Below are 26769 nucleotides of genomic sequence, written 5' to 3' on the forward strand. Positions count from 1 at the left end.
GGCGACGATATCGTACTGCCGTGACGGAAGAGCCCCGCGACGACGACCGCCGTCGCATCTGCGCCATCGTGCCGTCGTTCAATGCGCGCGAAACGCTCCCCGAGGTTCTGCACGGGATTGACGGCGCCGTGGAGACGATCATCGTGGTCGACGATGGCTCGTCCGACGCAACGCCGACCTTTCTCCGTGAGTGGAGCGCGGAAGGCGGGGCGGCATCCGCGCGAGATCAGGTGCGTGCTTCCCGTCGTGTGGCGCTTCTGAGGCCGGCCAATGGTGGGAAGGCCGCGGCGCTCCGCGACGGCTTCGAGCATGCGATCGGCATGGGCTTCGAACTCGCGCTCACGATTGATGCCGATGGACAGCACGATCCGATCGATGCGCGGAGGATGGTCGCTCGTGCAATTGACGCTCTGGTGAACGGCGGGCCAGGCGCACCCCCTCGACTTCTCTGCGGTGCGCGGGATCCGGCGACACCCGGATACCCCCGTCGCAACCTGACGGGGCGTCGCTTGAATGATCTCGCGATTCGAGCGCAGACGGGCGTGCCGGTCGATGACTCGCCCTGCGGACTCAGGGTCTATCCACTCATTGTCGTCTCAAGGGTCCGCTGCCTCAGCGGGCGCTTCGCGTGGGAGGAGGAGTTCATCACGCGCGCGATCTGGATGGGCGCGGAGTATGAGTCGCAGTCGATTCGCTGCATCTATCACCACGGCGCGGCGCGGCGCAGTCACTACCGCTTCCGCCGCGACTGGCCCGAGGGGTTCGCGATCAATCTCTGGCTCCTCGCTCTGGCGAGCCTGCCGCCAGCGCCGACACGAGCGGCGATGGTGCGTCTCGGCGGGCAGGTTGCTGAAGCATGGTCGCTGCGCCGGGGGCGCGACCAACTTCTGGGTGATTCACCAGCGCGCCTTCACGGCGGCGCGGCGATGGCGCTCGGCGCTCTCGGTGCGATCGGCATCGCGGGGGAGGTGAGCGCGGGCTCGGTTGGATCTGGATTGGGTCCTGGCAGCACTGTGGCCGCGCTGATCGCGGCGTGGCTCGTGATTCGATGGCATGGCTCGCTCTGGCTCGCCGGTGTCGGCGCCGCCGTGGGCATTGGCGCTGGAGCGCTTGCGGGTGCGATCGCTCAAGCGTTGAGCGATCGCACGCTTCAAGGCGAGTTGGCCGCGGGGCGCTCCTGGGTCTTCGCCGGCGCCGCGCTGGCCGCGGCACTGCTTCTTCTCGGGGTCACTTGGACTGCAGCTTTGCGCCGAAAATCTCGATGAGGCCCGTTGCGCCGAAGGACTCAACGGCGAGCACCGCGCCGTTCTCGCCCCGCACTGCGCGAAGCGCCGCGAGCAGCGCCGGCCCCACCGCATGCAGCTCCGCGCCGAGGGTTCGCTCCAGCCGTTGACCCGCCGTTCGCCGCTCAAGCCGTCCGAGCAGGCCGGGCCTTGCAGGTGCGTCGATTGGACCCATGACTCCGTCAACCATCGAGCGAGCCGCGACCAGCATGTCGCGCGGGCGGCGCGCGGCCGGAGCCATCCATTTCGCTGCGCCGAGCGTGGCGTACACAGCGGCACCTCGCTCTCGCGCCGCATCCGCGCGTTCGAGGATCATCGCTACGGCGCCCGACGCTGTTCCGGGATCGCCGCACCTCGGCTGCCTCCAGGCCGAGAGCACCTCGTCGAGCCTCTCATGGCGCTCCTCGGCAGCCACCAAGATCACCCGCGCCACGCCGCGCGCCTGCATGCGCGCCATGGCAATCCACGCCGCCTCGATGAACGCGATACGAGATCCGAACACCGTGATCGTCGGACCTTTGACTCCAAAGGCCAGCGAACACTGGGCCCCGGGCACATTGGGGACGCTCTCGGCGAAGAGGAGTGGGTTGCCGCCGCGCAAGCCGTGAGCCAGCACCTCTCGATAGGCGTCGACGCTATATCCGACCGCTGCATGTTGCGTTGCGCAGATCGCGTGCGCCTGACGGAGGTGCTCCGCGGAAAGACGCGCATCATCGATCGCGAGTCGAACGGCAGCGCGAACGAGCTTCGAGATCGGTGCAATGCGTCTCGCTGCTCGGACATCGAGATGTGGCTCGAGCAGGTTGGGATCGACATCGCCGGGTTCGACGCCGTCGAGACCCGCAACTTCGCGCCCTCGATGCGCGGCTCCGGGAACGATCACTGCAAGCCCGGTGATGCAGATCGCATCATCCGAACCGGGCTTGCGCGTGAGGTCGTCCGAGCGGAGCGGCGCCGTGGGGTTCTGCGACGGACGATCGAGCGACGGCGTGCTCCTGCCATGTGTCGTCTCGGGCCCTGCGGTGGGGCTCATGGGGGCCCTCACACCGGGCTCTGCGGGATGCGGTGCGACGAGCATGAGTGCCGCGTTCGAGCCGCCGAAGCCCACCGCCATGTTGAGGGTTCGTGCAATGGGGCCATCCCGACGGTCGGTCACAAGGTCGAGCAGGGGGAAGGTCGCGCGGTCAATTGAGTCAGCTCCGGTCATGGTCGGCAGAACGGAGCGGGCCTCGAGCATGGCGATGCAGAGTGCCGCGTCAACGGCGCCTGCGGCGCCGAGGGTGTGGCCATAGACCGACTTCGATGCAGTCACTGGAATGCGCGCGAGCCGCTCGCCGAAGACGCGCTCATACGCGCGATACTCCGAGTGGTCATTGGCGTCGGTCCCGGTCGCGTGGGCCACGATGAGATCGGGGTCGCCGCCACCACGCTGGAGCGCCTCGCGCAGCGCGTCTGCCGCACCTTCGCCCTCCGGATGCGGCTGTGTCAGGTGGAAGGCATCGGAGCTCTCGGCCATCGCGGCCACGCGTGCGAGCACCCGCGCGCCGCGAGCGCGGGCCGAACTGGCGCGCTCGATCACGAGCACGGCAGCGCCCTCTGCAGTGCGCATGCCGTCGCGGTCCCTGGCGAAGGGACGCGGCGCGTCCTCGGCAAGCAGTCGCAGGCTTTCAAATCCCGCGTAGGAGAACTCGGAGACTGGGTCGTAGCCACCGGCCAGCACAACATCGGCATCGCCAAGGCGCAACAGATCACAGGCGATGCCGATGGTGGTGATGCCCGATGCGCACGCGGTGGAAACAGTGACTCCGCCCGCGGGAAGTCCGCATCGTGCGGCCGCAAGCGAAGCGACCGACGCCGGTGTGAGAAAGCCGGCGCCCTTGGCACCACCGCTCCGGAGGTAGTCGCCCAGGTGGCGCATGCCGTGCAAGGTGGTACCGACCACGATCTGCACGCGCCGGGACCCGCGCCGTGCGGGCTCATGAAGGTGCGCTTCTTCGAGCGCATCGGCCAGCACCCGCGCCAGGAGGTCCTCGGCGCGATCAGGACCACTCGAGAGGCCACTGCACGCGTAAGTTCGATCGTCCGGGCGGGCTCCTTCAAGCGCCGCCGACGGCGCGAGCGAGCGCTCGCGCGCCATGGCACGGCGAAGAATCTCCGCACGCGAGGCACCGAGCGCGGTGCGGACCGCCGCCGCTGTCACGACGATCGCCGAGCCATCGTCCGCCGCCTGCGGCTGATTCACTGGTCGATGTCCATCACGCGCAGGGAGAGCCGGCCCTGCGCCACCCGTCGTTCGCCAACGAGTGCCGCGACTTCGAACTCGGCGATCGGTCCGATCCAGCGATCAAGGGTTGCCTCGAGTGAGAGCACGGCCGGTGGCCGAACCACTTCGCGAAGCCTCATGTCCACCGCCACCAGCACCGCGGTTGGCGGAGATGCCCGGTCGAGTGTTGGGGCGGTCGCAACGGAGCGGTCGGCGGACTCCATCGAGATCAGGCTCAAACCCGCGAGCTGCGCGAGCGCCTCGGTCAGGAGCACGCCCGGAAGGACCGGTTGCCCGGGAAAGTGCCCTTGGAAGAAGGGCTCCGACCCGGACAAGCGCCATGAGCCGCGCATCTCATCGCCGGCTCGGCTCGCCGCTGAAAGGAGGAGAAACGGCTCGCGATGGGGGAGCAGATCCAGTCGAATCGGAACTGGTTCACGCGGAGAAACCTCAGCGCCGGAGGTGTTGGCGCTCATCACCGAGGCTCCGCGGCCGCACCGCTCTCCGAGCAGACGAAGTCGACGAACGATCCGACCGTCTTCAGCACCGAGGCATCGATGCGGCGACCCGGAAGCTTGATGCCGAGCGCCTTCTCCGTCCCGGTCACCACCATCAGGAGATCCAGCGAGTCGAGCGGGAGTTCTCCGCCGACAAGGACCGTCTGCTCGGAGATGGCTGCCTGACCAAACCGGAGATCATGACGGAGCACCCGTTCGACGGCGGCGAGCACGGAACTGCGTTCAACCATGGGACTCATCGCATGATAGCGTCGGCGTTTCGAATCTCATGCAGGCGTCGACCACGGTCCCGCGACGACAAGCCAGTGCTCCGGTGCCTCTTGAATGGCTCGCTCCATGGCTTCGACCATGCGCCGCTGCGCGGGATGTTCGCCATCGAGCGTTCGGCCATCCGGTTCGACTTCGATGAGCGGCTCGAACCGCAGCGTCCATTGGCCATCGAGAGTTGGAAGGGCAAAGGTGGGAAGCAGCGGCGCCCCGCTCGCTGCGGCAAGTCGAAGCGGACCCAAAGGCAACTCTGCACTCTGCCCGAAGAATCGGGTGGCGGTGCCGCGCTGGCCCGGCATGGTGCGATCCGCGAGGATCGTCACCAGCTCGCCCCGCTTGAGTGCGTCGTGAAGCTCAAGCCACGATTGCACGCCATCTCCAACAGGATGCTCGACGATGCCCAAGTGTCGCCGGGCGCGGCTTCGGACACGATCGAACGCGGTGATGTGATCCCGGGCAAAGAGCACATGAACCGGCGTGTCACAGACTCGACGCATCGCGGCGACTGCGGACTCGAATGAGCCGAGATGGGCGCTGACCAGGATGGCGCCACGACGCTCTGAAACAACGGACATGAACCGATCGAGGTTCTCGAAGTGCACCACCCTCGCGCCGACCTCGGCGACCGTGCATCGGTCAATCGAGGCGACATCGGCAATGAAGGACTGGATGTTCTCAAGCACTCGGCGGCCGAAGCGATCGAGCGCCTCTGGCGACGCGCGCGGGCCAAAGAGGATCCGTCCCGTGCGCCGAAGCGAGCGACGGCGTCCTGCCATCAGCATCCAGGTGAAGCGCGCGAGCAGCGGCCGCACAAGCCGTGAGAGTCCAGGCGTCCAGCGCGCCATCGGAATCAGAAGGAGCGCGAAGAGCGCATTCTCAAGCGATGTGGCCACCATGGATCGACGAGGCGCGGCTCCTGTCGTCGTGGCCATCGCCGCGCGGCCATCGTGACGCGCGGTGGCCTTGGCGCCGTCGCGGGCAGAGGCCGCATCGCTCACGGCACAGCCTCCTCACCGTTCGAGATCGCAGCGATCGCCGCGCGCACGCGGCGCATGAAGGCCTCCGGATGTTCGAGCGGTTCGGGGCGCATCGGCGCTCCGGCACGAATGCGAAGGCGCCCCGATGCCGGCCAGAAGCGACCGGGCGGGAGAATCTCGTCGGAGCCGCCGATGAAGATCGGGACGACGGCAACACCGCAGCGCTGCGCCAGGAGCGCCGCGCCCGGCTGCATTGGACCCATTCGTCCGCTCCGCGATCGACTGCCCTCGGGGTACAGAAGGAGCGACCACCCTTCGTCAAGTCGCTCGGCAAGTTGGCCGAGATGGGCCGTGCCATCCAGCCGCCGGTCGATCATCCAGACTCGGTAGGCGTCGACCACGAATCGCAGGAAGAGTGACGATGCGACGCGCGTCCATCCGCGCCCGCGCGGCTCGAAGTAGTCGAAACCGCCGACCGTCACGAGCCTCGAGCGAACCTGACGAGGCATCGACCAGCGAATGAACGGTGTATCGAGCAGGCTTCGATGATTGGCCACGAAGATGACGGGGCGAGCGCCGAGGGCGCACGGCGAGACGAGCTGCACCGGAAACGCGACGCCCCGAAGAACGCCAAGCGTGAACTCGATGCTGCGCGCCGTCGCGCGCCACGCACAGGCCTCGAGTCGACGCAGCAGCGATGTCGAACCGAGGCACGGGCGTGGAATGGTCGAGCGTGGTGGGCTGCCGATGCGCTCGTCACCGCGGGGGCCGCTCGCACGACTCGAGGTCCGAGTGGCTTCAGGGGGAGGAGCGTCGCGTGCCCCTCCGCCGTGTGGCGAGTGTCGCATCAGGTGTTCGCCTCCGAGTCACCTCTCGAGGTAAGTGTCGGCTCCAGAAGTCGTGTTGACTCGGCGCTTCCTCGACGAGCCCGATGCAAGGCTTCGAAGGTGGTCCGCATCATCAGTGCGCCCCCGGACCGTCGACGAGCTCAGAAAGCGTGACCGCACGAAGCCGACGCTCCCGAAGGCCGTTGAGAATGCGCTCGAGCGCCGCCGGAAGCGCCGCAGGGCCCTCGCCCAGTCGATCGGAGCCATCGTGCATGAGCACGATGTCGCCTCCACGAACGCCCGCGAGCACGCGCGATGCGATGCGATCCTCGTGTGGATCGCCCAGATCGCGCGAGTGCACGGACCAGTTCACGGGTTCGACGGGAACCCCCTCGAGTGCCCTCGCGAGCGCCGGGGTGGCAAGCCCCATCGGTGGACGGAACCAGCGAATCGGAACCTTGCTCTTCGCCTCGAGCGCCGCGATGCCATTGACCACCTCGCGACGCTGCGACTCAGCCCGCCAGAATGGAATCGTGCGCGGGTGGGAGTAGGTGTGGCTTCCGATCTCGTGACCCGCGTCGACGACGCGGCGAACGAGCTCGGGCGCCTGCTCCGCTCTTCGGCCGATCATGAAGAAGGTCGCCTTCGCCTGCGCGCGATCGAGGACCTCGAGAATCTGCGGTGTGCGAACGGGATCAGGTCCGTCATCGAAGGTGAGCGCCACGCACTCGAGGTTCCGGGGCGAGCGCCTGAGAAGCTTCACATAGAAGTCACTGGAGCGACGCAGGGCACTTCCGAAGACGATGACACTTGACAGCACAACGACACAGAACGCAGTCACTGGCTCGAAGAAGCCGATGGTCACGACCAGCAGGGCGGGAATGCCGATCCAGAGTCGGCGCCGCATGGGTGATCGAGCATGAAGGTGCCTGGCCCACGCGAACATGAAGCGCATGGTAACGACGCCTCTCACTCGTAAACTCACTCAATGAGCGCCCGTCCCACGCGCCCGGAGATCATGGACGATCCCGCGGCTGATCCGCGCGACATCGCCGAAGCATTCAGCTTCATCCGTTGGGTCAATCGTCGACTCGGTGGTGTGGCCGGCCTGCTGACGCACCTTGAAGCGATGCAGCAGCAGCTCGGCCGGTCCATCCGCATGCTCGATGTCGGGACGGGCTGCGCGGACATTCCGCTTGCGGCGCTCGAGTGGGCCGAAGGCCGCGGCCTCTCGATGCAGATCGTCGGAGTCGATCTCTTCGACGCGAGCCTTGATGAAGCGCGGCGTGCGATTGCCTCGCATCCGATCACGCGGGCTGCCCATGCGGGTGCGACCTGCTCAGTCGACGGCGAAGCCGCAGCATCAGAGCGCGGCGCTCTCGACGCCGCTCGATCGGTGCCCCAAGGGTCAGGCTTCCATGAGAGGTCCATCACCTGTCCGGCGCCAATCACGCTCCTCAAGGCGAGCGCCTTCGAACTCGAGTCCCACTTCGCACCGCGCTCCTTCGATGTGGTCCACGCGGGAATGTTCCTTCATCACTTCACCGACGATCAGGTGGTTGAGCTCCTTGCCATCATGGGACGACTGGCCTCGAAGCTCGTCATCTGGAACGATCTTTCGCGAGATTGGCTGAGCCGCTTGGCCGTGCGGTGTCTCACTCTGCCGCTGCCGCGCATGGTGCGCCACGACGCGGTGCTGTCGGTGGACAAGGGATTCTTGCCTTCGGAGATTCGTCAACTTGCTGGCCGAGCGCACTTGCCAGAGCCGCGAATTGCGCGCAATGTTCTGGGAGGCCGGTTCTCGGCCGTGATCTCCGTGAGACGGGCCAGTTCCACACCCCGCGTTGATGCGCATAGAGGGCTCGATTCGTCGGATGGGTGACCGTGATTGTTCTCGCGGTCGCGCCGATGGAAAGAGGCCCTCGGAGTACAACTCATGATCGAACTGAAGCGAGACGCACACCTCGTCCGGACGCAGTGGCGGCGTCGGCCGGTCCACGCGCGCTCCGTCGGAATGCCTGCACCTTTGGCGCACCGAACTCCACCAATCGGCGCCAAGGGCGCCTTGGCGGCGGCGTCCATCGCGCTGGCGCTTGCGGGCACCATTGCCCACGGTCACGGGTCGATGTCGAAGCCGATCAGCCGCGTCTACTCGGGATTCCTCGAGAATCCGCAGAGCCCGCAGTCGGCGGCGGTACAGGCGGCGATCGCCCTGGGCGGAACGCAGCCCTTCTACGACTGGAATGAGGTGGTGAACTTCCATCCTGGCTCACCGCAGCAGCAGATGGCGATTCCCTATCACCTCACCATTCCCAATGGCGAACTCGCGAGCGGCGGCAACCCCAAGTTCAAGGGACTTGATCTGGTGCGCGACGACTGGCCGACCACACCGATGAGTGCAGGTCCGAATGAACTCATCTTCTACGCGACGACTCCGCACGACCCGAGCATCTTTCGCGCGTGGATCACGAGCGCCGACTGGAATCCGCTCCAGCCGCTCAACTGGAACCAGATGGAGGAACTCACCCTCGGCCCGGTGATGAAGCTGGCCAACGAGTACCGCTTCAACACCATCATTCCGGCGCGAACCGGAAAGCACTGCCTGTATGTGATCTGGCAGCGGCTCGACCCGGTGGGCGAGGGGTTCTACAGCATTTCGGATGTCGACTTCGGATCGGCACCGGTCAAGGAGTGTCCCGCCGACCTGAACAACGATGGATCGATCAATGGCGCGGATCTCGCCATCGTGCTCGGGGCGTGGAACACGCCCAGCGGCGATCTCAACGGCGACGGTGTGACCGATGGCGCCGACATCGCGGTGGTGCTGGGCTCATGGGGCGCATGCGGCGCCGATTGTGACGGCAACGGCATTCCCGACGCCGTCGAGATCGCCAACGGCGCACCGGACTGCAACATGAACGGCATCCCTGACTGGTGCGAGACGCTCGCCGACTGCGACGGCGATGGCATCATCGACCTCTGCGCGATCCTCGCGGGCGTCGTTGAAGACTGCAACATGAACCTCATTCCGGACTCATGCGAGATCGTCGAGGGTGGCGACGCAAACGGAGACGGATACCTCGATGACTGCCAGCTCTTCGGTCTCACCTGGACCTGGAGCGTCTCGAACAACTGGGGCAGCGGCTTCGTGGGCCATCTCACCATTCACAACGGTTCCGAGTCGATGATCCACGGCTGGACGCTCAAGTTCGACACGCCCGGATACACCATCCAGTCACTGTGGGATGGCGTGCTCATGAGTCAGTCGAACGGCGTGGTCACCGTGGCGAACGAAACCTGGAACGGTCATGTGCACATGGGTGAGTCGGTCACGATCGGCTTTGTCGGTCTCGGCTCTCCGGCTTCGCCGACCAGCGTGATTCTCAATCAGAGCCCCGTCTTGCCCGGGCCGTGAGACAACCGTGCGCGATCGGCGCGCCGGCGTGGTCATGAGCCACGCCGGCGCCGGGCGCCTCAGTCGCGGTCGGGCGGCGGGCTGGTGGCGCTCTGCATGCGCGCGCCAGGACCACGGGCGGATCAACGCCACAGGAGTCGCCACTCGAGTCAGCGCTTCGAGCGTCGCCTTACACGGAGCGCGGAGGTACCGGCTCGAATCCAGCGCGATACGCGCGCCTCACGAGCGTCTGGTTCGCCTCCGCGTGCTTCGCGAAGCGAAGGTTCGCGCGGTCCCATTCGAGGACCTGTCCCGGGTACTTCGCCGCCTTCACCGCGAGCAGTCCCGGCTCCGTGCATCGCAGACCGATGTCGAAGGGCATCCACAGGTGCGGAGTGTCGACGCCAAGAGCCTTGTCCACCCACGCGTGCCAGTGGTTGAAGGAGTCGAACGCGGGCAGGCCCGGCCACTCCATGCCGTTGATGCGGCGCCGTTCCCGCCAGACTTCGAGTGGGCCGGAGGGCGCAAGTACGAGCGTTCCGCCTTCGCAGACCACGATGGTCAGGATCCCATCGGGCCAGTCACCCTCGCCAAGCCCGAGGTGCGCGCGGTCGGGCTTGAGGCCCGAGTCATAGAAGTAGAGGTTGCAGGTTGAACTCGCGAAGCGCGGGCTTGAGACCTCATAGGTCAAGGTTGACAGGACCTTGTCGGCGTGGAAGTGCGTCACATCGCGCGACGGCGTGCGCGAGCAGACGCGCACCGGCGAGATCAGCTCCGGGAAGGCGTAGAAGAGGACATCGGTGAGATGGACCGACCAGTCCGCGATCTGGCCGCCGCCGTAGTTCCACCAACTTCGCCACTGGCGCTCGACCATCTGTGGGCGACATGGCTCGTGCTCGGCGCCGTTGAGCCAAAGGTCGTAGTCGAAGCCCGCGGGAGGGGGGGTCGGATCGCCAAGTGTCCCGTCAGCGAAGTAGTAGCCACCCGCGAGGGCGCTGCCGCCGAACATGACATGTGCCTCGATCACTTTGCCGAGTGCGCCGCTTCGCAGGATCTCGACAGCGGCACGGCGCTCGGGCGACTCGATGCGCTGCGCGCCGGTCTGCGTGATGAGGTCGGGCCGGGCCGCAGCCGCGCGGCGAAGGAGCTCCAGCTCCTCAAGCTGCTGCACCAGCGGCTTCTGCCCGTAGACATGCTTTCCGCGCGCGAGCGCCATCGTCATGATCGAGCAATGGGAGTGGTCGGGCGTGGCGACGATGACCGCGTCGAACTTCTCGCCGTGCTTCTCGAAGGCGTCGCGGTAGTCCGCACAGGTGAAGGCGCCGGGATGATCTGCGGCAGCCTTCGCCAGAGCGCGAGAGTCGACATCGCACAGACCAACGATCTCGGCGCGCGGATGCGCGGCGATGGTTCGACGATCGGCTTCGCCGATTGTTCCCACGACGCCAATCGAGAGCACACGGAGCGACTCGGGGCGAGCCGTGGGCCGAGTGACTTCGGTCGCCAGGGGCGCGCGGTCGGCGCCGTCATGACCCTGAGCCCCGTTCGCGGCACGCCGTCCGACTCCAAGAAGTGCGGCAAGACCGGGCAGCGCGACGGCTCCAGCTCCAAATTGAGCGCCAGACCGAAGAAGTGCTCGCCGCGAGAGTGGTTTCGAGCTCATGGCTTCCATCGTAGAGAGTCAGGCCATCGTCAAGGCACCACGGCACCGGATCCCATTGAGTTCCGGAGTGTCCGCGCATCGAAGGTGCGGAGCCAGCTTCGAAGCGTCGATGCGGATCGTCGTTGCCGATGGACACCGTCTCGAGGCTCAGGAGCACCTCGCAGTGAGCGTGCAGAAGCTCCTGTGATCGCTCATCCGCACTGGCCCGAGATGGCGACACGGCGTGACTTCACTTCTCTGTCGCTGGCGTCTGGCGCTCGAGCGCGGCGCGGCGTCGCGCCGCTCCGTCGGCATCCATGGTGGTTCCCGGAGTCCGCAGAACGCCGAGGAAGTCGTGCCATGGTCCGACCGCCTCGCGATACTGCCACGCCATCGCCTTCGCGATCTGGGCCAGGTGATTGAGGTCGTGCGCGACCCAGGTCGCCATGACCTGGTCGAGCGTGACCTCGCCCAGCACCGGGTGAAGGCCGCGCTTCGAGAGGTCGGCGGGCGAGAGCTTGAGTTCCCGCAATGCTGCGACATTGGAGTCGCGCAGGCGCGCGAACTCGGTAAGCAGCGGCTCAATGTCCCGCCCGCTTGACCGTTCAAACTGCGCATAGCGGTCGTAGACATCAAATGGTCGCGAGACGCCGCTCTCCAGAATCCGTCGAATGCGACCCATCCAGTCGATGCGTTCACCGGTGATGAGATGGCCCACCACATCGAAGGGCGAGAAGGTCGCCTCGCCGTAGTTGCCGTGGAGCCACGCATCGTCGAGACCGGAGAGGAGTGTTCGCAGGGTGCCGGGTGTCCGCGCGAGGACCTGCATCGCGCGATCGAGATCGAAGCGCATCGTGGTCATCGCATCATCATCGCAGGCGGTTGGCGATCAGAGAGTCGCCCGCGATCCCCACGCCGAGACCTCGTGGCAAGTACGCTCGATCCGTCGACGAGGCGCGGCCCTGGCGCGCCAGCCGGGTCTCGTAGACGAGGTGAACCGTTCCCGAAAGGCGAGTGATGGATCTCGAGCCAAGATCGACCGCGCCTGATCAACCCACGCGCGAGCCCGAACGGAGACAGCGAGCCGGGTGGCCATCGAGCGACCGTGCCGCCGGGCTTCAAGAAGCCGGACCGCCGCGGAGGCCGGCCGGCAGATTCCTGCGGCGCACCTCGCGGAGCGTTCGCCTCGTCGTGATGTCGCTTGCGCTTTCGATGTCATTCGCGTGCGCAGTCCCGCCGCGACCGGCGGAGCCGCATGACCCGATGCTTCACGGGCTTCGACTTACCAGACCGGGCGTCGATCGTGATCTCGTCGACGCCGACCAGATCATCATCGAGGTCGTCCGGCTCAATGGGGCTGTCCTGCCGGAGAAGCCCTTCTCCATGGCGATGGAGCGCCTCAAGTCACATGTGCGCGGCAGCGTGATGGTGGTGGATCGCGGGAGCGTGCATGCCGACTTCGACGAAGACGGAGAGCTCGTGGCCATGCACTGGCCCATTCACGCGCTCGACCCGCAGAGCGGCGAGAGGCGAGCCGTCGAACGACCATGCTTTCTGGCTGTGCCCGATGGTGGCGTGATCGGCCTGAGCACCGTGCATGACGACGATCCGACGAGTCCGCGCGTGCTGATGCCGATTCCAGCGTCGAATGCCATCGTGATCGTGGTGGCCGATCGGGGGCCGAGTGATCGTCCGGCGGCGGGATCCGCGCATGCGGTGCTGATGCAGCGGCCGGATCAGCCTCGCGATGCAGCCTTCTTCGCCTCGCGCGAGATCTGGCTCTTTGCAGATCGCATTCAGGGGCGCACTTGCCTGCCGTTCGTGCATCACGATGCGTACTGGTCGTGGATCGTGCTGCATGAGATCGGTCACGCGCTCGGCGTCCCTGCGGCCGATGATCGCTCCTTTCACGAGACCGGTCGACATTGCGTGCGACCTGACTGCATCATGTACTCGCCTGCGGACTGGCGCATGGCACTGCAGATCGTGCTGCACGGCTGGTCGCTTGACTTCTGCGAGGCGTGCGCGGCGGAGCTGGCGGAGGCGCGATCGCCCGAGGAGGGCGAGAGACGCCAGCGGTAGCGGCGCGCTCCCCGGACAGCCGGCCCGGCTCACGAACGCTGATCTGGTTCGGCACGCCCGCCGGGACGGCACCGGAGGGTCGTGTGAGCTGGCGGTAGTGCGGTTGGCATGGCCCCAACCGATTGGCACCCAGTGTGGGCGTCATTGCGAGGCCTCCGGTGGCATCCCGACGCCGATGGGCCTCGATCCGCACGGCCGTGTTGGCAGAAAGGAGTGGGCATGAGGGTTGACCTCGACGATCGTCGGAGGTATCCCATAGTGGGGAAGTGGTGGGCATGGCCGGGCCCGGACCGGCGATGAAGGAGGCTCGGACTCGTGGACACCAATGAACCGAAGAGGCACTCGAAGCCGAAGCCCCGCTCGCGCGCCGCAGAGACTCGCGAAGTGGATCACCTGCGCCGCCAGCGGTTGGCAAGGATGGTTGAGTTGGCGCAGAGCTACCTGGGGTGCTCGAAGGCTCAACTCGCCCTGACTCTGAACCGAGACCCTGCGAAGGTCGTCCCCGACAGCGGCAACCCGAAGCTTGACATGGTGATGGGGCTGTCCGATGTGCTCGACTGGCCCGCCGGTGATGTGGCCGAGGCCCTGTGGCTCGACCCGATCGATGACGCAACCGAGCAGGAGCCCGTCCCCGAGAAGCCGTTCGCGGAATTGAGTGCAGAGTCCTTGCAGGCACACCGGGATGGTGATCATGCTCGGCTTCATCAACTTGCGGCTCAGATGCTGCGAGTCGCTACAACGCCCCGCGAGAAGGCGCAGTCAGCCAATCGTCTTGCCGCGGCCTTTGACTTGGTCGGCCGGTACGCCAAACGATTGGAGTGGGCGAGGGTTGCAGCGTCGGTGTCGGGCCTTCCTCGGCCGGTGAGGTGGATTTACCTTGCGAACCTTGCGAATGCGAACTACACGATGTGGAGCCTCGAAGAGGCCATCGCGCTCAGCACATCGGTGTTCGATCAAGCATCCGCAATGACCGATGCAGATGACCTGACGGAGTATGCCAAGGGATTGGCTGGATATGTGTCGGGGAGCGCTCGAAGGCGATTGTTGGCAGAAATGCCCGATCTCCGCAACGAGCATGGTGACACGGCCCTCGAGCACCTGATGGCCTCGAGTGCCACCCTCGATGCACTTGCGTTGAAGAGAAACGATGTGAGCTACTCAGGCGTCGCCAACACCTGCGTGGGAGCAGCGATTGAAGTGAAGGTGCTCCTGGGACGATTGGACCCCGAGCAGGCAGCGGAGCAGATCTTGGCGGGGGTTGCAACCGTGGTTGACCCGACTCAGCGGCCTCGCGGGGATTGGCTTGAGAGTTGGGGCTGGTGGTCCGTCTTTGGCCTCAACATCGTGCTTCGCATGCCACCAGGCCAGGATCGGGACCGATACGCAGCGGTCTTCTCAACTAAGGCTCACGAGATCGCCGATCGATTGGGGAATTGGGCTCTTCGAGAGAGAGTGTTCTCTCTGGAGCATGACTGGAGAGTTTCCATTTCGCAGCCGCGGGAAGGAAGTCTCGAACCCAAGGTCTTGGATCGAGAGGACCTGCGCAACCTGCTGGGAACCATGGGCCGTTTCCCCTGGTTTCGCCGTGTAGGTTGGCAGATTCTGAACTCAGCGAGGCTCGTGTGAACCGCAAAGGTATCCATCACGCAGGTCAGACCTCTCTCCGAGCTCGGGCCCAGACAGCGGTGACTCGCACCGCCCGATCGCGAACAGTCGCCGCCGCTGTTGTTGCCGCTCTCTTCACGCTTGGAACGGCGCCCTTGGGATTTACGACACCGTTCAGTGGCTCGGGATCGTGGCCTCAGAGCCCCGTCGCGCACCATGGAGTGATTGAAGAGGTCTTCCTCCGCGCGATGTCGCGTTTCTACGGACCCGAGTGGCACCGCTGGATGCCGGAGTCTGTCGTCGCGGAGCACTGGCGTCGGTTCCCGACGCACTTCGGCTCGGGTGTCGAAGCTGCCTTTGCGGCATGGATGCAAGTGCACTTCGGCGCGGGCTGGCAGCAGTGGGTGCCGGCGCATGTCGTCTACCAGTGCTGGTCCGACTTCACGAACCTTCGATCCCGTTGACGACAAGGCGCATCGGCACCTTGCCAGGCCTTGGGCGCGAGTCGTGCGTGGCCTCACCGCCAGCCCCACGGCCGCGCTTGTGGGAGTGAGTCTGGCGCGGTGCCTCCACCGGTCTTGCGTCGAGCACCGAGGGACCACAAGCCGCATGGCCAGGAGGCAGATCATGTCAGCTGGGGGTTGCACTGCCCCTTCGACGAGGGTAAGACATGGCGGGGAAGTGGTGGGCATGGCCGGGCCCGGACCGGCGATGAAGGAGGCTCGGACTCGTGGACACCAATGAACCGAAGAGGCACTCGAAGCCGAAGCCCCGCTCGCGCGCCGCAGAGACTCGCGAAGTGGATCACCTGCGCCGCCAGCGGTTGGCAAGGATGGTTGAGTTGGCGCAGAGCTACCTGGGGTGCTCGAAGGCTCAACTCGCCCTGACTCTGAACCGAGACCCTGCGAAGGTCGTCCCCGACAGCGGCAACCCGAAGCTTGACATGGTGATGGGGCTGTCCGATGTGCTCGACTGGCCCGCCGGTGATGTGGCCGAGGCCCTGTGGCTCGACCCGGTCGATGACGCAACCGAGCAGGAGCCCGTCCCCGAGAAGCCGTTCGCGGAGTTGAATCGCGACGCGATCGCTGCTCACCGGGAGGGTGACCACAAGAGGATGCGGGTGATCGCAGCACAGATGTTGCGATTGGCAAGAGAACCGCGAGAGCACGGTATCGCAGCCAATCGAATGTACATGGCGCTTGATCAAGCTGGTCGCTTCGCCAAAGCGCTGGAGTTCGCAAGGATGGCGGCGTCCGTGCAAGGTCTTTCAGTCGGTGCTCACTTGGTCTATCTGGCGAACCTGGCCAATGCCAACTATGCCATGTGGAACCTGAACGAAGCGATTGCACTCTCGCAAGGGGTCATCAGTGAGGCCGCGATCGTCAGGGAAAGCAATGATGTCGTTGATCTCGCCCGAGGTATCGCGGGTTATGTCTCTGGCTCAGCGCGTCGTCGCCTGATTTCAGAACTCCCTGAGAGGGCGTCGGTCCTCGGAGGCGACGCGTTGATTCATCTTGAACTCGCAACAACCACACTGAGATCGCTCGCAGACAGACGGAACGACAGTAGCTTCGTCGCGATTGCGAACACCTGCGTTGGTGCAGCGATTGAAGTCGAAGTGCTACTTGGTATGCGGCCGCCGGAATCGGCCATTCAGCAACTTGAGTCGGGGGTGTCGTCGATCATCGATCCGTCGATTCACCCACGGGGAGACTGGCTTGAGAGCTGGGGCTGGTGGGCGGTCTTCGGTTTGAATCTGGTGCTTCGATACCTCGGGGGCAACGATCGGGATCGCATGGCGGCCTTCTTCTCAATGAAGGGTCACGAGATTGCCGATCGCCAGGAGAACTGGGCGATTCGAGAGCGAGTCTTCACCTTGGAACACAGTTGGCACTCGGTCGATCAACCGCAAGGTGGTCAAAAGCCCTGCGGGGATTGGACGCTCGACCGAGAGGATGTTCGAAATCTCCTGGGGACCATGGGGCGCTTCCCGTGGTTCCGCCAAACGGGCTGGCGAATCCTCTCGTCAGCGAGGTTGCTGTGATGTCGTCACCATCCCATCGTCTTCGATTTCGGGGTAGCGGATGGCGTCTTCTCCGAGGTCATCTCGCACCACTGGTGCTGGCTGCAGCGCCGCTTTCTGCGGCCGTCTGCCTGTCGTCGGCACGCGGCTCGCCGTTGGGGCCGCCTCATGCGACCTTGGTATCGTCGCTCGTCGCACACACTGGCGGATTGGAAGAAGTCTTCCTCCGCGCGATGTCGCGTTTCTACGGACCCGAGTGGCACCGCTGGATGCCGGAGTCTGTCGTCGCGGAGCACTGGCGTCGGTTCCCGACGCACTTCGGCTCGGGTGTCGAAGCTGCCTTTGCGGCATGGATGCAAGTGCACTTCGGCGCGGGCTGGCAGCAGTGGGTGCCAGCGCATGTCGTCTACCAGTGCTGGTCCGACTTCACGAACCTTCGATCCCGTTGACGACAAGGCGCATCGGCACCTTGCCAGGCCTTGGGCGCGAGTCGTGCGTGGCCTCACCGCCAGCCCCACGGCCGCGCTTGTGGGAGTGAGTCTGGCGCGGTGCCTCCACCGGTCTTGCGTCGAGCGCCCATTCCAGATCAATCACCACGCACAATGGCACTCGTGAGACGCGATGTGTCCGTGGCGTGCCATTGCGCGGGTGGTGATGGGGGTGCGCTGAACAGGTCCAGGTCTTGTGAGAGACTTTCGCGGCCCGAAGGGCCGAGGGGAGTCTGTCATGAAGGGACCAGGACGCAGGAAGCGGCATCGGCCCGAGGAGATCGTGGCGAAGCTGCGCCAAGCCGACGAAGCGTTGGCGGCGGGGAAGCCGATCGCGGAGGTCGCGCGATCGCTCGGGGTGTCGACGGTGACGCTGCACCGTTGGCGAGCTGAGTACGGCGCTGCGGACCGCGACGCGGTTCGGCGACTGAAGGAGCTGGAGAACGCGCGGCTGAAGCGGCTCGTCGCGGAGAAGGATCTTGACATCCAGATTCTGAAAGAAGTGGCCAAGGGGGAATTCTGAGCCCGGCCCCGGGGGCGAACCGGCGCCGGGCGATCGAGCATGTGACGATGGTGCTGCCGGTGTCCGAGCGGCGTGCGTGCCGCGTGGTCGGGCAGCACCGAAGCACGCATCGGCGTCCGGCGCCGGTGAACCCCTATCGGGACAGGCTGTTGTCGAGGATGCGGGAACGGGCGGTGGCGAATCCACGCCGTGGACGCCGGCACATCGTGGACCTGCTGCACCAGGAAGGCTGGGCGATCGGGACGAGACTGATGAAGCGGCTGTGGCGTGTGGAGGGTCTGCCGGTGTCGCAGAATCGCAGGAAACGCAGGCGGATCGGAACGGGCGAGCACGGGATCGTCCGACGGCGAGTGACGACGAGGAACGAGGTGTGGGGCCTGGACTTCGTGAGCGACCGGACGGCGGACGGTCGTCCGCTTCGGCTGCTCGTGGTGCTGGACGAGTTCACGCGAGAGTGCCTGTCGATCGAGGTGGGCTGAGCTGCCGGGGCGAGGATGTGGCGGTGTTGACGAGCTGACGGCGATCCGGGGCGCACCCTTGCACATCAGGAGCGACAACGGGCCGGAGTTCGTCTCCAAGGCGGTGAAGCGATGGTGCGCGGAGAGCGGGACGGGCACGCTGTACATCGACCCGGGGGCGCCGTGGCAGAACGGGATCGTGGAGAGCTTCAACGGACGGCTGCGCGACGAACTGCTCTCGTCGGAGCTCTTCGAGACGCTGGCGGAGGCGAGACATCTGGTGGACCGCTGGCGTCTTCACTACAACCATCGCAGGCCACAGCGGGCGCTCGGGAAGCGGACGCCGGCAGCGTACGCGGCGGCGTGCCCTGCGGCCCCTCCGCTCCGGCTCGCTTCGCTCGCCGGCGCTGCGGCCCCGCAGGGGTCGGCTACCATGCACAAACTCTCACAAGGGGTGGACCGATGAGAGCGACCCCGTCAGTGCCTCCACCGGTCTTGCGTCGAGCACCCATTCCAGATCAATCACCACGCACAATGGCACTCGTGAGACGCGATGTGACCGTGGCGTGCCATTGCGCGGGTGGGGCGTGATCGCCGCCACATTCTCCGAGCCGAGCGCGACGGCGGCCATCCTGGTGGTCTTCGGACTGCTGATGCTGTTCAGCGTCCTCTTCACCAGGACTCTGGACCGCTTTGGGGTGCCGGTGGTTCTCCTTTTCCTCGTCCTGGGGATGCTTGGTGGCAGCGAGGGCCTTGGCGGCGTCGCCTTCGACAACTTCGAGTTTGCCTTTCGCGTGGGGATGATCGCTCTGGTGCTCATCCTGTTTGACGGCGGGCTCAATACCACCATGGCATCCGTCCGGCGCAGCGCGGCACCCGCGGGAGTTCTCGCCACCGCTGGCGTGGTGGGTACCGCCGGAGTCATGGCCCTCATCGGACGCATGCTCGGACTCGACTGGTCTGAAGCACTCCTGATCGGCGCGATCGTCTCATCGACGGACGCGGCCGCCGTGTTCGCGGTGCTTCGAGGCGGGAGCCTTCGAGTCAAGGAGAAGGTGCGCACCACGATTGAACTCGAGTCGTGCATGAACGACCCGGTGGCCGTGATCCTGACCATCGCCGTCGTCGAGGGCGTGCGGGCGATGTCCGTCGGGGATGGCGCGGGCAACGCCGGCGCGCAGGTCTGGCCGCTTGCGATCGATGTGCCCGTTCAACTGGTGGTCGGTCTTGTGATCGGCGTCGCCGTCGGCTGGAGCACGCGCTGGCTGCTCGCACGCATGCGAATCTCCACCAGCGGCCTGTACCCGGTGGTCACGCTCGCCTCGGCATTCGTTGCGTTTGGTGCGGCGACACTCGCGGGCGGGAGCGGCTTCCTTGCCGTGTTTGCGGCCGGCCTTGTGCTGGGCAATGGTCCGATGCCAGTGCGCGCCGGTCTGATCCGCGTGCATGACTCGATCGCGTGGATGAGCCAGGTCTCGATGTTCCTGATGCTGGGACTCCTGGTCTTTCCGAGCCAGTTGCTGTCCGTTGCAGGTGTCGGGCTGGCGCTGGGGGTCGGGCTGGCGCTGCTGGCTCGCCCGTTGGTCGTCATCGGGTGCCTCGCGGTCTTCCGTTGGCGTCCCTGCGAGATCGGATATGTCTCCTGGGTCGGCATTCGTGGCGCAGTGCCGATCATCCTCGGCACCTTTCCCGTCATGGCAGGGCTGCCCGGCGGCGAGAAGATCTTCCACCTGGTGTTCTTCATCGTGGTCGTCAGTGCGCTCATTCCAGGTGCGAGCATCGTGCCGCTCACGCGGCGCCTTGGGCTCGACGAACCCGAGGCACCCGCTCCGGCGGCAGTGCTGGAGATGAACAGCCTTCGCCCGATGGGCGGCGAGATTCACTCGTATCACATTCAGAAGCCCGTCGCGGCGTGCGGAGTTCCGCTGTCGCAGATCCACTTTCCCGACGGAGCCGCGGCCATCATGGTTGTTCGGGGAGATCAGGTCATGGCCGCGCGCGGTTCGACCGTCCTCCAGCCCGACGATCATGTCTACATCTTCTGCCGCCACGGATCGGAGCCGCACATCGGCCTGCTCTTCGGTCCTACCGAAAGCCAGTAGCGAACCGTCGAGCGCCGCGGCTCAGTGGTACGCGCTCATCGGCTCGCAGGTGCAGACGAGGTTGCGATCACCGTAGGGGTTGTCGACGCGCCCCACCGCAGGCCAGAACTTGCGATCGCGCGTCCACGGCGCGGGGTACGCCGCCTGCTCGCGCGAGTACGCGTGCGGCCACGCATCGGCGGTGACCGCTTGGGCCGTGTGCGGTGCATGCTTGAGCGGATTGTCCGCGCGGTCCATGCGACCCTCTTCGATGGCTCTGATCTCCCCCCGAATCGAGATCAGGGCATCGCAGAAGCGGTCGAGTTCGTCCTTCGACTCGCTCTCAGTCGGCTCAATCATGAGCGTGCCCGGGACGGGCCAGCTCATGGTCGGCGCATGGAAGCCGTAGTCCATCAGTCGCTTGGCGATATCGTCAATGCGCACATCGGCGCTCTTTTCGTAGCCGCGGCAGTCAATGATGAACTCGTGAGCGCAGCGGCCTTCGTGATTCGTGAAGAGAATCGGGTAGTGCCCCTCGAGTCGCTTCGCCATGTAGTTGGCATTCAGGATCGCCACTTCGCTCGCGCGCTTGAGCCCGTCGGCGCCCATCATCGCGATGTACATCCAGGAGATGGGAAGGATCGACGCGCTGCCGTAGGGCGCGGCAGAGATCGGCCCAATGCTCTTGCGACCGGCGCTGTCGGGCCGCACCACGGGATGACCGGGCAGGAACGGCGCCAGCGCCTCGGTCACGCCGATCGGTCCCATGCCGGGACCACCGCCGCCATGCGGAATACAGAAGGTCTTGTGCAGGTTCAGGTGACAGACATCGGCGCCGATGTCGCCCGGCCGCGTCAAGCCCACCTGCGCGTTCATGTTCGCCCCGTCCATGTAGACGAGCCCACCGTGCTGATGCACGATGTCGCACACCTCGCGCACCGTCTCTTCGAAGACGCCCGCCGTCGAGGGATAGGTGATCATGCAGCCAGCGAGTTCCTTCGCATGTTGCTCGGCCTTGCGGCGCATGTCCGCAACATCGATCATGCCCTTGGAGTCCGTGGCCACCGGAATCACCCGCATGCCCGCTACGACGGCGCTCGCAGGATTGGTGCCGTGCGCGCTGTCGGGAATCAGGCAGATGGTGCGATGCGCATCGCCGCGCTCGCGGTGGTAGGCGCGCATCACCATGAGCCCCGCGTACTCGCCCTGGCTGCCGGCGTTCGGCTGAAGACTGACCGCCGCAAACCCGGTGATCTCCGCGAGCCACGCCTCGAGCTGTCGGAAGAGCTCCGCATAGCCCCGCCACTGCGCCGTGGGTGCAAAGGGATGAATCCTCCCGAACCCCGGCCAGGTGACGGGGATCATCTCGCTCGTCGCGTTCAGCTTCATGGTGCAGCTACCGAGCGTGATCATCGAGTGGACCAGGGAGAGGTCCTTCGACTGGAGATGGTGGATGTACCGCAGCATCTCGTGCTCGGAGTGGAAGCGGCTGAAGACCTCCTGCTGCATGAAGTCGCCGCGGCGACGCAGCGCCGCGGTGATGGGTGAACGACTCGCCGCGTCGTCGCGCAACAGGTCCGCCAGGAGCGGGGCGGGGGAGCCAGTCGGTGCTGCGAAGGCGTCGAGAAGATCCTGGAGGTCGCTCGCCAGCACGGTCTCATCGAGCGACACGCCCACTGATCCATCGGCGAATGAACGCAGGTTGATACCCCGCGTGAGCGCCGCCTCAATGATCGCCGCGCCGCGAGTGCCTGCCGCCGGCTTCACGCGAAGCGTGTCGAACCACGGTCCGGTGCCGGGATCGTGTCCAAGCGCACGCACACCGGCGGCAAGCACATTCGTCGCCGCGTGCACGCGCGAAGCGATGCTGCGAAGCCCCTCGGGACCGTGCCATGCGCCATAGAAGCCGCTGATGACGGCAAGCAGCACCTGCGCCGTGCAGATATTGCTGGTGGCGCGATCGCGCTTGATGTGCTGCTCGCGCGTCTGGATGGCCATGCGGAGTGCCGGGCGCCCATGGCTGTCGCGACTCACGCCGATCAGGCGCCCGGGCATCTTGCGGACCAGCGCATTCCGCGTCGCGAAGAAGGCCGCATGCGGGCCACCAAGTCCCATCGGAACGCCGAAGCGCTGGGCGCTGCCCACCACCATGTCGGCGCCCCACTCGCCCGGGGGGGTGAGCAGGCAGAGCGAGAGCAGGTCGGCTGCGACCACGGCGAGGGCACCGGTTGAGTGAGCCCGCTCCACGACCTCGCGCCAGTCGCAGACCCTGCCATCGGTCGTCGGATACTGAACGAGCACGCCGCAGCACTCGAGCGCCTTGAAATCGGCGGTCGTCGGATCGCCCACAATGAGCTTCACGCCGAGTCCGCTCGCGCGCGTCTCCATCACGGCGATCGTCTGCGGGTGACACTCCTCGGCCACGAAAAAGTTCCGCGCCGAGGGACCTGCATGCGCGACGCACAGGTGCATCGCCTCCGCGGCGGCGGTGGCCTCGTCCAGAAGACTCGCGCCCGCGACCTCCATGGCCGTGAGCTCGGTGATCATCGTCTGGAAGTTGAGGAGCGCTTCGAGTCGGCCCTGGGAGATCTCCGCCTGATAGGGCGTGTACGCCGTGTACCACGCGGGATTCTCAAGCACATTGCGAAGCACCACCGGCGGTGTGACGGTGTCGTGATAGCCCATGCCGAGGTAGCTGCGCAGCGGCTGATTCATGGACGCAAGGCGATGCAGCGCTTCAAGCGTCTCTCGTTCACCGCGCGCGGCAAAGCGATGGGTGTTCGTCGGGTCGTCCAGTTGCAGCGGCCGGCGCAAGCGAATGGACGCGGGGATCGTGGCGTCCATGAGCGCGTCCATCGAGGCGAAGCCGAGCGATCCGAGCATCGCCGCGATCTCCGAGTCGGTCGGCCCGAGGTGGCGCCGCGCGAAGGTGTCGAGCGGTGGAAGCGGGGTCGTCACGGTCGCGAGAGAGTGGGCCTGAAGGGCGGACTGGTCGAGGGTGGACATGCCTTGGGCGTCCGAAAGAGGCGGGAGACGCGAGAATCGCGAGTATAGGAGGCTGCGGCGACGCAACCCCGCCTGCGGCAACCTCTATAGTGGCGGAATCGCCGACGGAGTCGATCCCGGCGGTCGACCTGCCCGACCTCCGGGCAAGGGTCATCTACCCCGCGAGGAATCCATGGTTCAGCACCTCCGTGCCCTTCGTTCGTTCCCGGTCATCGTCGCCGCACTGCTGGCCGGCGCCACAATGTCGGTTGCCCGGGCGCAGGATGCCGCGACCGAGCCAGCCGCTGCCCCGCAGCGGGCGCCGCAGGATGAACAGGTCCAACCGCATGGGCAGGTCATCGAGGGCACGGTCAACCCCTACACCTATGAGCCGAAGGAGCTGGTTGGTGACACCGCTCTTCGCGAGCTCATGGAGTCGATGGGCGGCGACGCCATTGAGTGGTTTCAGCATGTGCAGACGCTCTCGAATCCCTTCTTCGAGGGCCGAGCGCCGGGATCGCGCGGCAGCGTGTTGACGCACGAGTATGTCGAGTTCTGGATGAAGAAGCTCGGGCTCGAACCTGCCTTCCCGGCTCAGCCGAACGACTCGACCTGGACCAGCTATCGCCAGGAGTGGATGCTCCCGGGCAGCAGCGCCGAGGTTCGCACCGCAGTGGCGAAGCAGGGCGCGCGGGTGCTCGTCCATGGCGAGGACTTTCAGGTGATGGGAAGTTCCGGAAGCGGCACGATCACCGCGCCGCTCGCCTTTGCTGGCTACGGAATCGAGGATGGACCCGACGGATACACGAGCTTCGCAGAGGAAGCGGACTTCACCGGCCACATCGTCATCCTGCTGCGTTACGAGCCGATCAACGACGAAGGCCGCAGCCGCTGGGCGCCGCGCCGGTTCAGCGAGCACTCCGCCATTGCGCGCAAGCTCGATGCGGTCGCCAGGCGGAACCCCGCGGCGATCATCCTCGTGAACCCACCGGGGGCGATCGATGGTCGCTCCGGCCTCGAGACGACGCAGACGAGCAGTTTCGGGCGGACCAGGGACATTCCATTCATTCAGCTCAGCCGGGCGGCGGCGGACGCGCTGCTGCGCGATGCTGATCCGCAGGCGCGATCGCTCGAGGATCTCCGCGTGCTGGCCGATGAGGGCGAAGTCACCAGCTTCGCCCTGCGGAGCGACCGCCCGATGACGATCGAGGTCGAGGTCGAGAATGTCGGCACGCTGGCCGCGAACATCGGCGGCGTGGTGCGAGGGAAGGGCTCGCTGGCGGAGCAGTGGATCATCGTCGGCGCCCACATCGACCATGTGGGCTACGGCTACTTCGGCACTTCGCCCGCGTATCGCGGGCAGCTTCACCCCGGCGCCGATGACAATGCGAGCGGCACTGCGGCCATGCTGATCACGGCGCGAAAGCTCAAGGAGTGGATCGCGTCGGATCAGTCGCCCGACGATGTGCGTTCGTTCCTCTTCCTCGGCTTCGATGCGGAGGAGAGCGGATTGCGCGGAAGCGTGGAGTACACGCGGGCGCCGACGCTCTCACTCGAGTCGATCCAGGCCATGATCAATCTCGACATGGTCGGTCGAATGCGTAACAACGAGCTCTCGGTGTCAGGAGTCGGTTCTGCGGAGGGCTTCCTCGACCTGATTCGGCCCACCTTCGAGTCGAGCGGCTTGACGGTTCGCGCGGATCCGAGCGGTCGGGGACCGAGCGACCACGCGAGTTTCTACGCGGTCGGTGTGCCGGTGCTCTTCCTCTTTACGGGCAGTCATCCGGACTATCACCGACCGGCGGACCTTGCCTATCGAACGAATCCGGCCGGGGCGGTCAGGCTCATCGGGCTCACCGAGGCTCTGTCGCGCCAACTTGCGACGCAGCCGAACAAGCTCGTCTTCCAGAGCACCGCACGGACAGCGGGGCGGGACCGCGGCTACGCGGCAGTTCGCCTGGGGATTCAGCCCGGGCTGGTCGAGGGTGGCGAGGGGGTCAAGATCGAGTCTGTCTCCGAGGGGACAAGCGCGGCCGAGGCGGGCATTGAGCCGGGCGATGTGCTGCTCGCGTGGGATGGCACGCTGGTCGAGAGCGTCGGCAGCATGATGGAGCAGATGCGGAGTCACCAGCCCGGCGATCGCGTGACGCTTCGTATCCGCCGCGGGGAGGAAGTGATTGAGGTTCCCGTGACGCTCAAGGCCGCGCAGCGCCGAAGCGGTGAGTGATGGAGAGCGGTCGAAGCGCGCCAGCAGTGGCAACCTCAGGCGTGACGGGTCAGCGGTCGGGGAGCTGCGCGGCGGGCCGCACGAGTGGCAGGTTGCAGCGCAACTCTCGAAGCGCGGCGCAGTCCTCGGAGTGGCGCGAGGCATCGGCAATCCGCCGCCCGGCGTTACTTCAGTCCCAGCGGAAGACGCCCTTGCGCCACGCGTAGATGTACGCGATGATCGAGGTCCCGACGAAGAAGGCGATGCGCCCGAGGAAGAGGAGCCCCTCCTCGCTTCGTGGTTCGAGCTGGGAGAAGCTCACCGCCCACGGGTAGAGGAAGATGATTTCGACATCGAAGACCAGGAAGGTCATCGCAAGGACATAGAAGCGGACATTGAATCGGCGGCGGGCGCTGCCGATCGGGTCCATGCCTGACTCGTAGGCGCCGGCCTTGACCGCGCCGGTCCGCCGGGGGCCGAGGAGCGCGCTCGCGAGCAGGTTGGCGATGACGAAGAGCACCGCCATGACGAAGACGACCGCCACGGGGATGTAGCTGTCGAGCTCGACCGAGGCCAGGAGCGTGGAGGTGCGAGGGAGCACGGGTGGGGAATCATCCACCATCCCGAACGGCCTCGCAAGCGGCTGAACGGGCGGGCTGATTCATGGGATGATCTCCCCATGGCCTGCCTGCTCATTGCACTGTCGCTGTTCATGCCGCGACTGATCCTGATTCTGGTGTGGCTCTTCGGCGGAAGCTACCTGTCGAGTCCGTTCGGATCGTGGATCTGGCCTGTCCTGGGGTTCTTCTTCCTGCCGCTCACCACGCTGGCGTACGCCTTCTCGTGGCACCAGAGTGGGGGAAGTGTCGGGGGCCTTTGGATCGTGCTGATCGTCATCGCGGTGCTGGTTGATCTCGGGTTGATTGGCGGCGGCGCGGCGGGTTCTCGACGAAGCGAAGCGTGAGATGGAAGGGGGCTGGGGTGCGCGGACCCGTGTCGCGTACACTCGTCAAGGTTCGAGCAGACGGCGGAGCTCACTTGAGGTGTGTCCCGGCCGTGTGTTCGCTCGCGGTCGCCATCGGGGCGTAGCTCAGCTTGGTAGAGCGTCTGGTTTGGGACCAGAAGGCCGCAGGTTCAAATCCTGTCG

At 65.9% G+C, this 26769-nt stretch carries 25 protein-coding genes; 15 read left to right on the forward strand and 10 right to left on the reverse strand.

Features of this window, described 5'->3' with window-relative positions:
- Positions 1-20: 20 nt before the first annotated feature.
- Positions 21-1265: a glycosyltransferase family 2 protein gene (locus tag KF724_12795; GenBank protein ID MBX3356567.1), complete on the forward strand. Its 1245-nt coding sequence runs from the start codon at positions 21-23 to the stop codon at positions 1263-1265.
- Here KF724_12795 and KF724_12800 read toward each other — a convergent pair.
- The 6 genes from KF724_12800 to KF724_12825 form a co-directional block, all read right to left on the reverse strand.
- Complete coding sequence (locus KF724_12800; GenBank protein MBX3356568.1) at positions 1228-3525, reverse strand: hypothetical protein; 2298 nt, start codon at positions 3523-3525, stop codon at positions 1228-1230. The two genes, KF724_12795 and KF724_12800, sit on opposite strands and share 38 nt — an antisense overlap.
- Entirely contained in the window at positions 3522-4022 is a 501-nt protein-coding gene (locus KF724_12805; protein ID MBX3356569.1) for a hypothetical protein, read from the reverse strand. Before KF724_12805 ends, KF724_12800 begins: the two co-directional genes overlap by 4 nt.
- On the reverse strand, positions 4022-4294 hold the full coding sequence (locus tag KF724_12810) for an acyl carrier protein (GenBank protein MBX3356570.1): 273 nt from the start codon (positions 4292-4294) through the stop codon (positions 4022-4024). The genes KF724_12805 and KF724_12810 overlap by 1 nt, the downstream gene beginning before the upstream one ends.
- Before the next feature lie 36 nt (positions 4295-4330).
- Positions 4331-5329, reverse strand: coding sequence for a lysophospholipid acyltransferase family protein (locus tag KF724_12815; GenBank protein MBX3356571.1), 999 nt, complete (start codon positions 5327-5329; stop codon positions 4331-4333).
- A complete protein-coding gene (locus KF724_12820) occupies positions 5326-6156 on the reverse strand; it encodes a 1-acyl-sn-glycerol-3-phosphate acyltransferase (GenBank protein ID MBX3356572.1) in 831 nt (276 codons plus the stop codon). The genes KF724_12815 and KF724_12820 overlap by 4 nt, the downstream gene beginning before the upstream one ends.
- A 112-nt stretch (positions 6157-6268) precedes the next feature.
- Complete coding sequence (locus tag KF724_12825; protein ID MBX3356573.1) at positions 6269-7108, reverse strand: polysaccharide deacetylase family protein; 840 nt, start codon at positions 7106-7108, stop codon at positions 6269-6271.
- A 15-nt stretch (positions 7109-7123) separates the two neighbouring features.
- On the opposite strand from KF724_12825, the gene KF724_12830 reads away from it, so the two are divergent.
- Both KF724_12830 and KF724_12835 read left to right on the forward strand, forming a co-directional pair.
- Entirely contained in the window at positions 7124-8017 is an 894-nt protein-coding gene (locus KF724_12830; protein ID MBX3356574.1) for a hypothetical protein, read from the forward strand.
- A 54-nt stretch (positions 8018-8071) separates the two neighbouring features.
- The gene (locus KF724_12835; GenBank protein ID MBX3356575.1) at positions 8072-9550 is read left to right on the forward strand and encodes a lytic polysaccharide monooxygenase; all 1479 of its coding nucleotides are present in this window, start codon (positions 8072-8074) and stop codon (positions 9548-9550) included.
- 169 nt (positions 9551-9719) lie between these two features.
- Here the strand turns inward: KF724_12835 and KF724_12840 are convergent, their stop codons facing one another.
- A complete protein-coding gene (locus KF724_12840) occupies positions 9720-11192 on the reverse strand; it encodes a Gfo/Idh/MocA family oxidoreductase (GenBank protein ID MBX3356576.1) in 1473 nt (490 codons plus the stop codon).
- Between KF724_12840 and KF724_12845 the strand changes: the two genes are divergently transcribed.
- Complete coding sequence (locus KF724_12845) at positions 11191-11379, forward strand: hypothetical protein (protein ID MBX3356577.1); 189 nt, start codon at positions 11191-11193, stop codon at positions 11377-11379. The two genes, KF724_12840 and KF724_12845, sit on opposite strands and share 2 nt — an antisense overlap.
- Positions 11380-11421: 42 nt before the next feature.
- On the opposite strand, the gene KF724_12850 is transcribed toward KF724_12845, so the two are convergent.
- Positions 11422-12033, reverse strand: a complete 612-nt coding sequence (locus KF724_12850; GenBank protein ID MBX3356578.1) for a DinB family protein — start codon at positions 12031-12033, stop codon at positions 11422-11424.
- Between the two features lie 401 nt (positions 12034-12434).
- Between KF724_12850 and KF724_12855 the strand changes: the two genes are divergently transcribed.
- From KF724_12855 to KF724_12895, 9 genes are all read left to right on the forward strand, one after another.
- The gene (locus KF724_12855) at positions 12435-13253 is read left to right on the forward strand and encodes a hypothetical protein (GenBank protein ID MBX3356579.1); all 819 of its coding nucleotides are present in this window, start codon (positions 12435-12437) and stop codon (positions 13251-13253) included.
- Positions 13254-13568: 315 nt separating this feature from the next.
- Entirely contained in the window at positions 13569-14879 is a 1311-nt protein-coding gene (locus KF724_12860) for a hypothetical protein (protein ID MBX3356580.1), read from the forward strand.
- Positions 14880-14938: 59 nt separating this feature from the next.
- Positions 14939-15322, forward strand: a complete 384-nt coding sequence (locus KF724_12865) for a hypothetical protein (protein MBX3356581.1) — start codon at positions 14939-14941, stop codon at positions 15320-15322.
- Between the two features lie 266 nt (positions 15323-15588).
- A complete protein-coding gene (locus KF724_12870) occupies positions 15589-16902 on the forward strand; it encodes a hypothetical protein (GenBank protein MBX3356582.1) in 1314 nt (437 codons plus the stop codon).
- Between the two features lie 212 nt (positions 16903-17114).
- Positions 17115-17330: a hypothetical protein gene (locus tag KF724_12875; protein ID MBX3356583.1), complete on the forward strand. Its 216-nt coding sequence runs from the start codon at positions 17115-17117 to the stop codon at positions 17328-17330.
- Positions 17331-17652: 322 nt separating this feature from the next.
- Complete coding sequence (locus KF724_12880) at positions 17653-17892, forward strand: transposase (GenBank protein MBX3356584.1); 240 nt, start codon at positions 17653-17655, stop codon at positions 17890-17892.
- A gap of 47 nt (positions 17893-17939) precedes the next feature.
- Positions 17940-18371: a hypothetical protein gene (locus KF724_12885; GenBank protein MBX3356585.1), complete on the forward strand. Its 432-nt coding sequence runs from the start codon at positions 17940-17942 to the stop codon at positions 18369-18371.
- A 58-nt stretch (positions 18372-18429) separates the two neighbouring features.
- Entirely contained in the window at positions 18430-18816 is a 387-nt protein-coding gene (locus KF724_12890; protein ID MBX3356586.1) for a transposase, read from the forward strand.
- Positions 18817-19003: 187 nt separating this feature from the next.
- A complete protein-coding gene (locus KF724_12895) occupies positions 19004-20452 on the forward strand; it encodes a potassium/proton antiporter (GenBank protein MBX3356587.1) in 1449 nt (482 codons plus the stop codon).
- 21 nt (positions 20453-20473) lie between these two features.
- Here the strand turns inward: KF724_12895 and gcvP are convergent, their stop codons facing one another.
- On the reverse strand, positions 20474-23437 hold the full coding sequence (gcvP, locus tag KF724_12900; GenBank protein ID MBX3356588.1) for an aminomethyl-transferring glycine dehydrogenase: 2964 nt from the start codon (positions 23435-23437) through the stop codon (positions 20474-20476).
- Between the two features lie 172 nt (positions 23438-23609).
- On the opposite strand from gcvP, the gene KF724_12905 reads away from it, so the two are divergent.
- Positions 23610-25643 carry a M28 family peptidase gene (locus tag KF724_12905; GenBank protein ID MBX3356589.1) on the forward strand — a complete coding sequence of 678 codons (2034 nt, stop codon included), beginning with the start codon at positions 23610-23612 and terminating at the stop codon, positions 25641-25643.
- A 169-nt stretch (positions 25644-25812) separates the two neighbouring features.
- Here the strand turns inward: KF724_12905 and KF724_12910 are convergent, their stop codons facing one another.
- A complete protein-coding gene (locus KF724_12910) occupies positions 25813-26223 on the reverse strand; it encodes an NADH-quinone oxidoreductase subunit A (GenBank protein ID MBX3356590.1) in 411 nt (136 codons plus the stop codon).
- 78 nt (positions 26224-26301) lie between these two features.
- On the opposite strand from KF724_12910, the gene KF724_12915 reads away from it, so the two are divergent.
- Positions 26302-26586 (forward strand): hypothetical protein, encoded by a 285-nt coding sequence (locus tag KF724_12915; GenBank protein MBX3356591.1) that lies wholly within the window; start codon positions 26302-26304, stop codon positions 26584-26586.
- Positions 26587-26769: the final 183 nt, after the last annotated feature.

This window comes from Phycisphaeraceae bacterium, from assembly GCA_019636735.1.
In the GTDB taxonomy this organism is placed as follows: Bacteria; Planctomycetota; Phycisphaerae; order Phycisphaerales; family SM1A02; genus VGXK01.

What these genes read in the sequence shown, in the direction of transcription:
- KF724_12805 (MBX3356569.1), bottom strand. Translation starts at nt 4,022, where the DNA reads ATGAGCGCCAACACCTCCGGCGCTGAGGTTTCTCCGCGTGAACCAGTT.
- KF724_12810 (MBX3356570.1), bottom strand. Translation starts at nt 4,294, where the DNA reads ATGGTTGAACGCAGTTCCGTGCTCGCCGCCGTCGAACGGGTGCTCCGT.
- KF724_12820 (MBX3356572.1), bottom strand. Translation starts at nt 6,156, where the DNA reads ATGCGACACTCGCCACACGGCGGAGGGGCACGCGACGCTCCTCCCCCT.
- KF724_12830 (MBX3356574.1), top strand. Translation starts at nt 7,124, where the DNA reads ATGAGCGCCCGTCCCACGCGCCCGGAGATCATGGACGATCCCGCGGCT.
- KF724_12835 (MBX3356575.1), top strand. Translation starts at nt 8,072, where the DNA reads ATGATCGAACTGAAGCGAGACGCACACCTCGTCCGGACGCAGTGGCGG.
- KF724_12845 (MBX3356577.1), top strand. Translation starts at nt 11,191, where the DNA reads ATGGCTTCCATCGTAGAGAGTCAGGCCATCGTCAAGGCACCACGGCAC.
- KF724_12840 (MBX3356576.1), bottom strand. Translation starts at nt 11,192, where the DNA reads ATGAGCTCGAAACCACTCTCGCGGCGAGCACTTCTTCGGTCTGGCGCT.
- KF724_12850 (MBX3356578.1), bottom strand. Translation starts at nt 12,033, where the DNA reads ATGACCACGATGCGCTTCGATCTCGATCGCGCGATGCAGGTCCTCGCG.
- KF724_12855 (MBX3356579.1), top strand. Translation starts at nt 12,435, where the DNA reads ATGCTTCACGGGCTTCGACTTACCAGACCGGGCGTCGATCGTGATCTC.
- KF724_12875 (MBX3356583.1), top strand. Translation starts at nt 17,115, where the DNA reads ATGTCGCGTTTCTACGGACCCGAGTGGCACCGCTGGATGCCGGAGTCT.
- KF724_12885 (MBX3356585.1), top strand. Translation starts at nt 17,940, where the DNA reads ATGGTGCTGCCGGTGTCCGAGCGGCGTGCGTGCCGCGTGGTCGGGCAG.
- KF724_12895 (MBX3356587.1), top strand. Translation starts at nt 19,004, where the DNA reads ATGCTGTTCAGCGTCCTCTTCACCAGGACTCTGGACCGCTTTGGGGTG.
- gcvP (MBX3356588.1), bottom strand. Translation starts at nt 23,437, where the DNA reads ATGTCCACCCTCGACCAGTCCGCCCTTCAGGCCCACTCTCTCGCGACC.
- KF724_12905 (MBX3356589.1), top strand. Translation starts at nt 23,610, where the DNA reads ATGGTTCAGCACCTCCGTGCCCTTCGTTCGTTCCCGGTCATCGTCGCC.
- KF724_12915 (MBX3356591.1), top strand. Translation starts at nt 26,302, where the DNA reads ATGGCCTGCCTGCTCATTGCACTGTCGCTGTTCATGCCGCGACTGATC.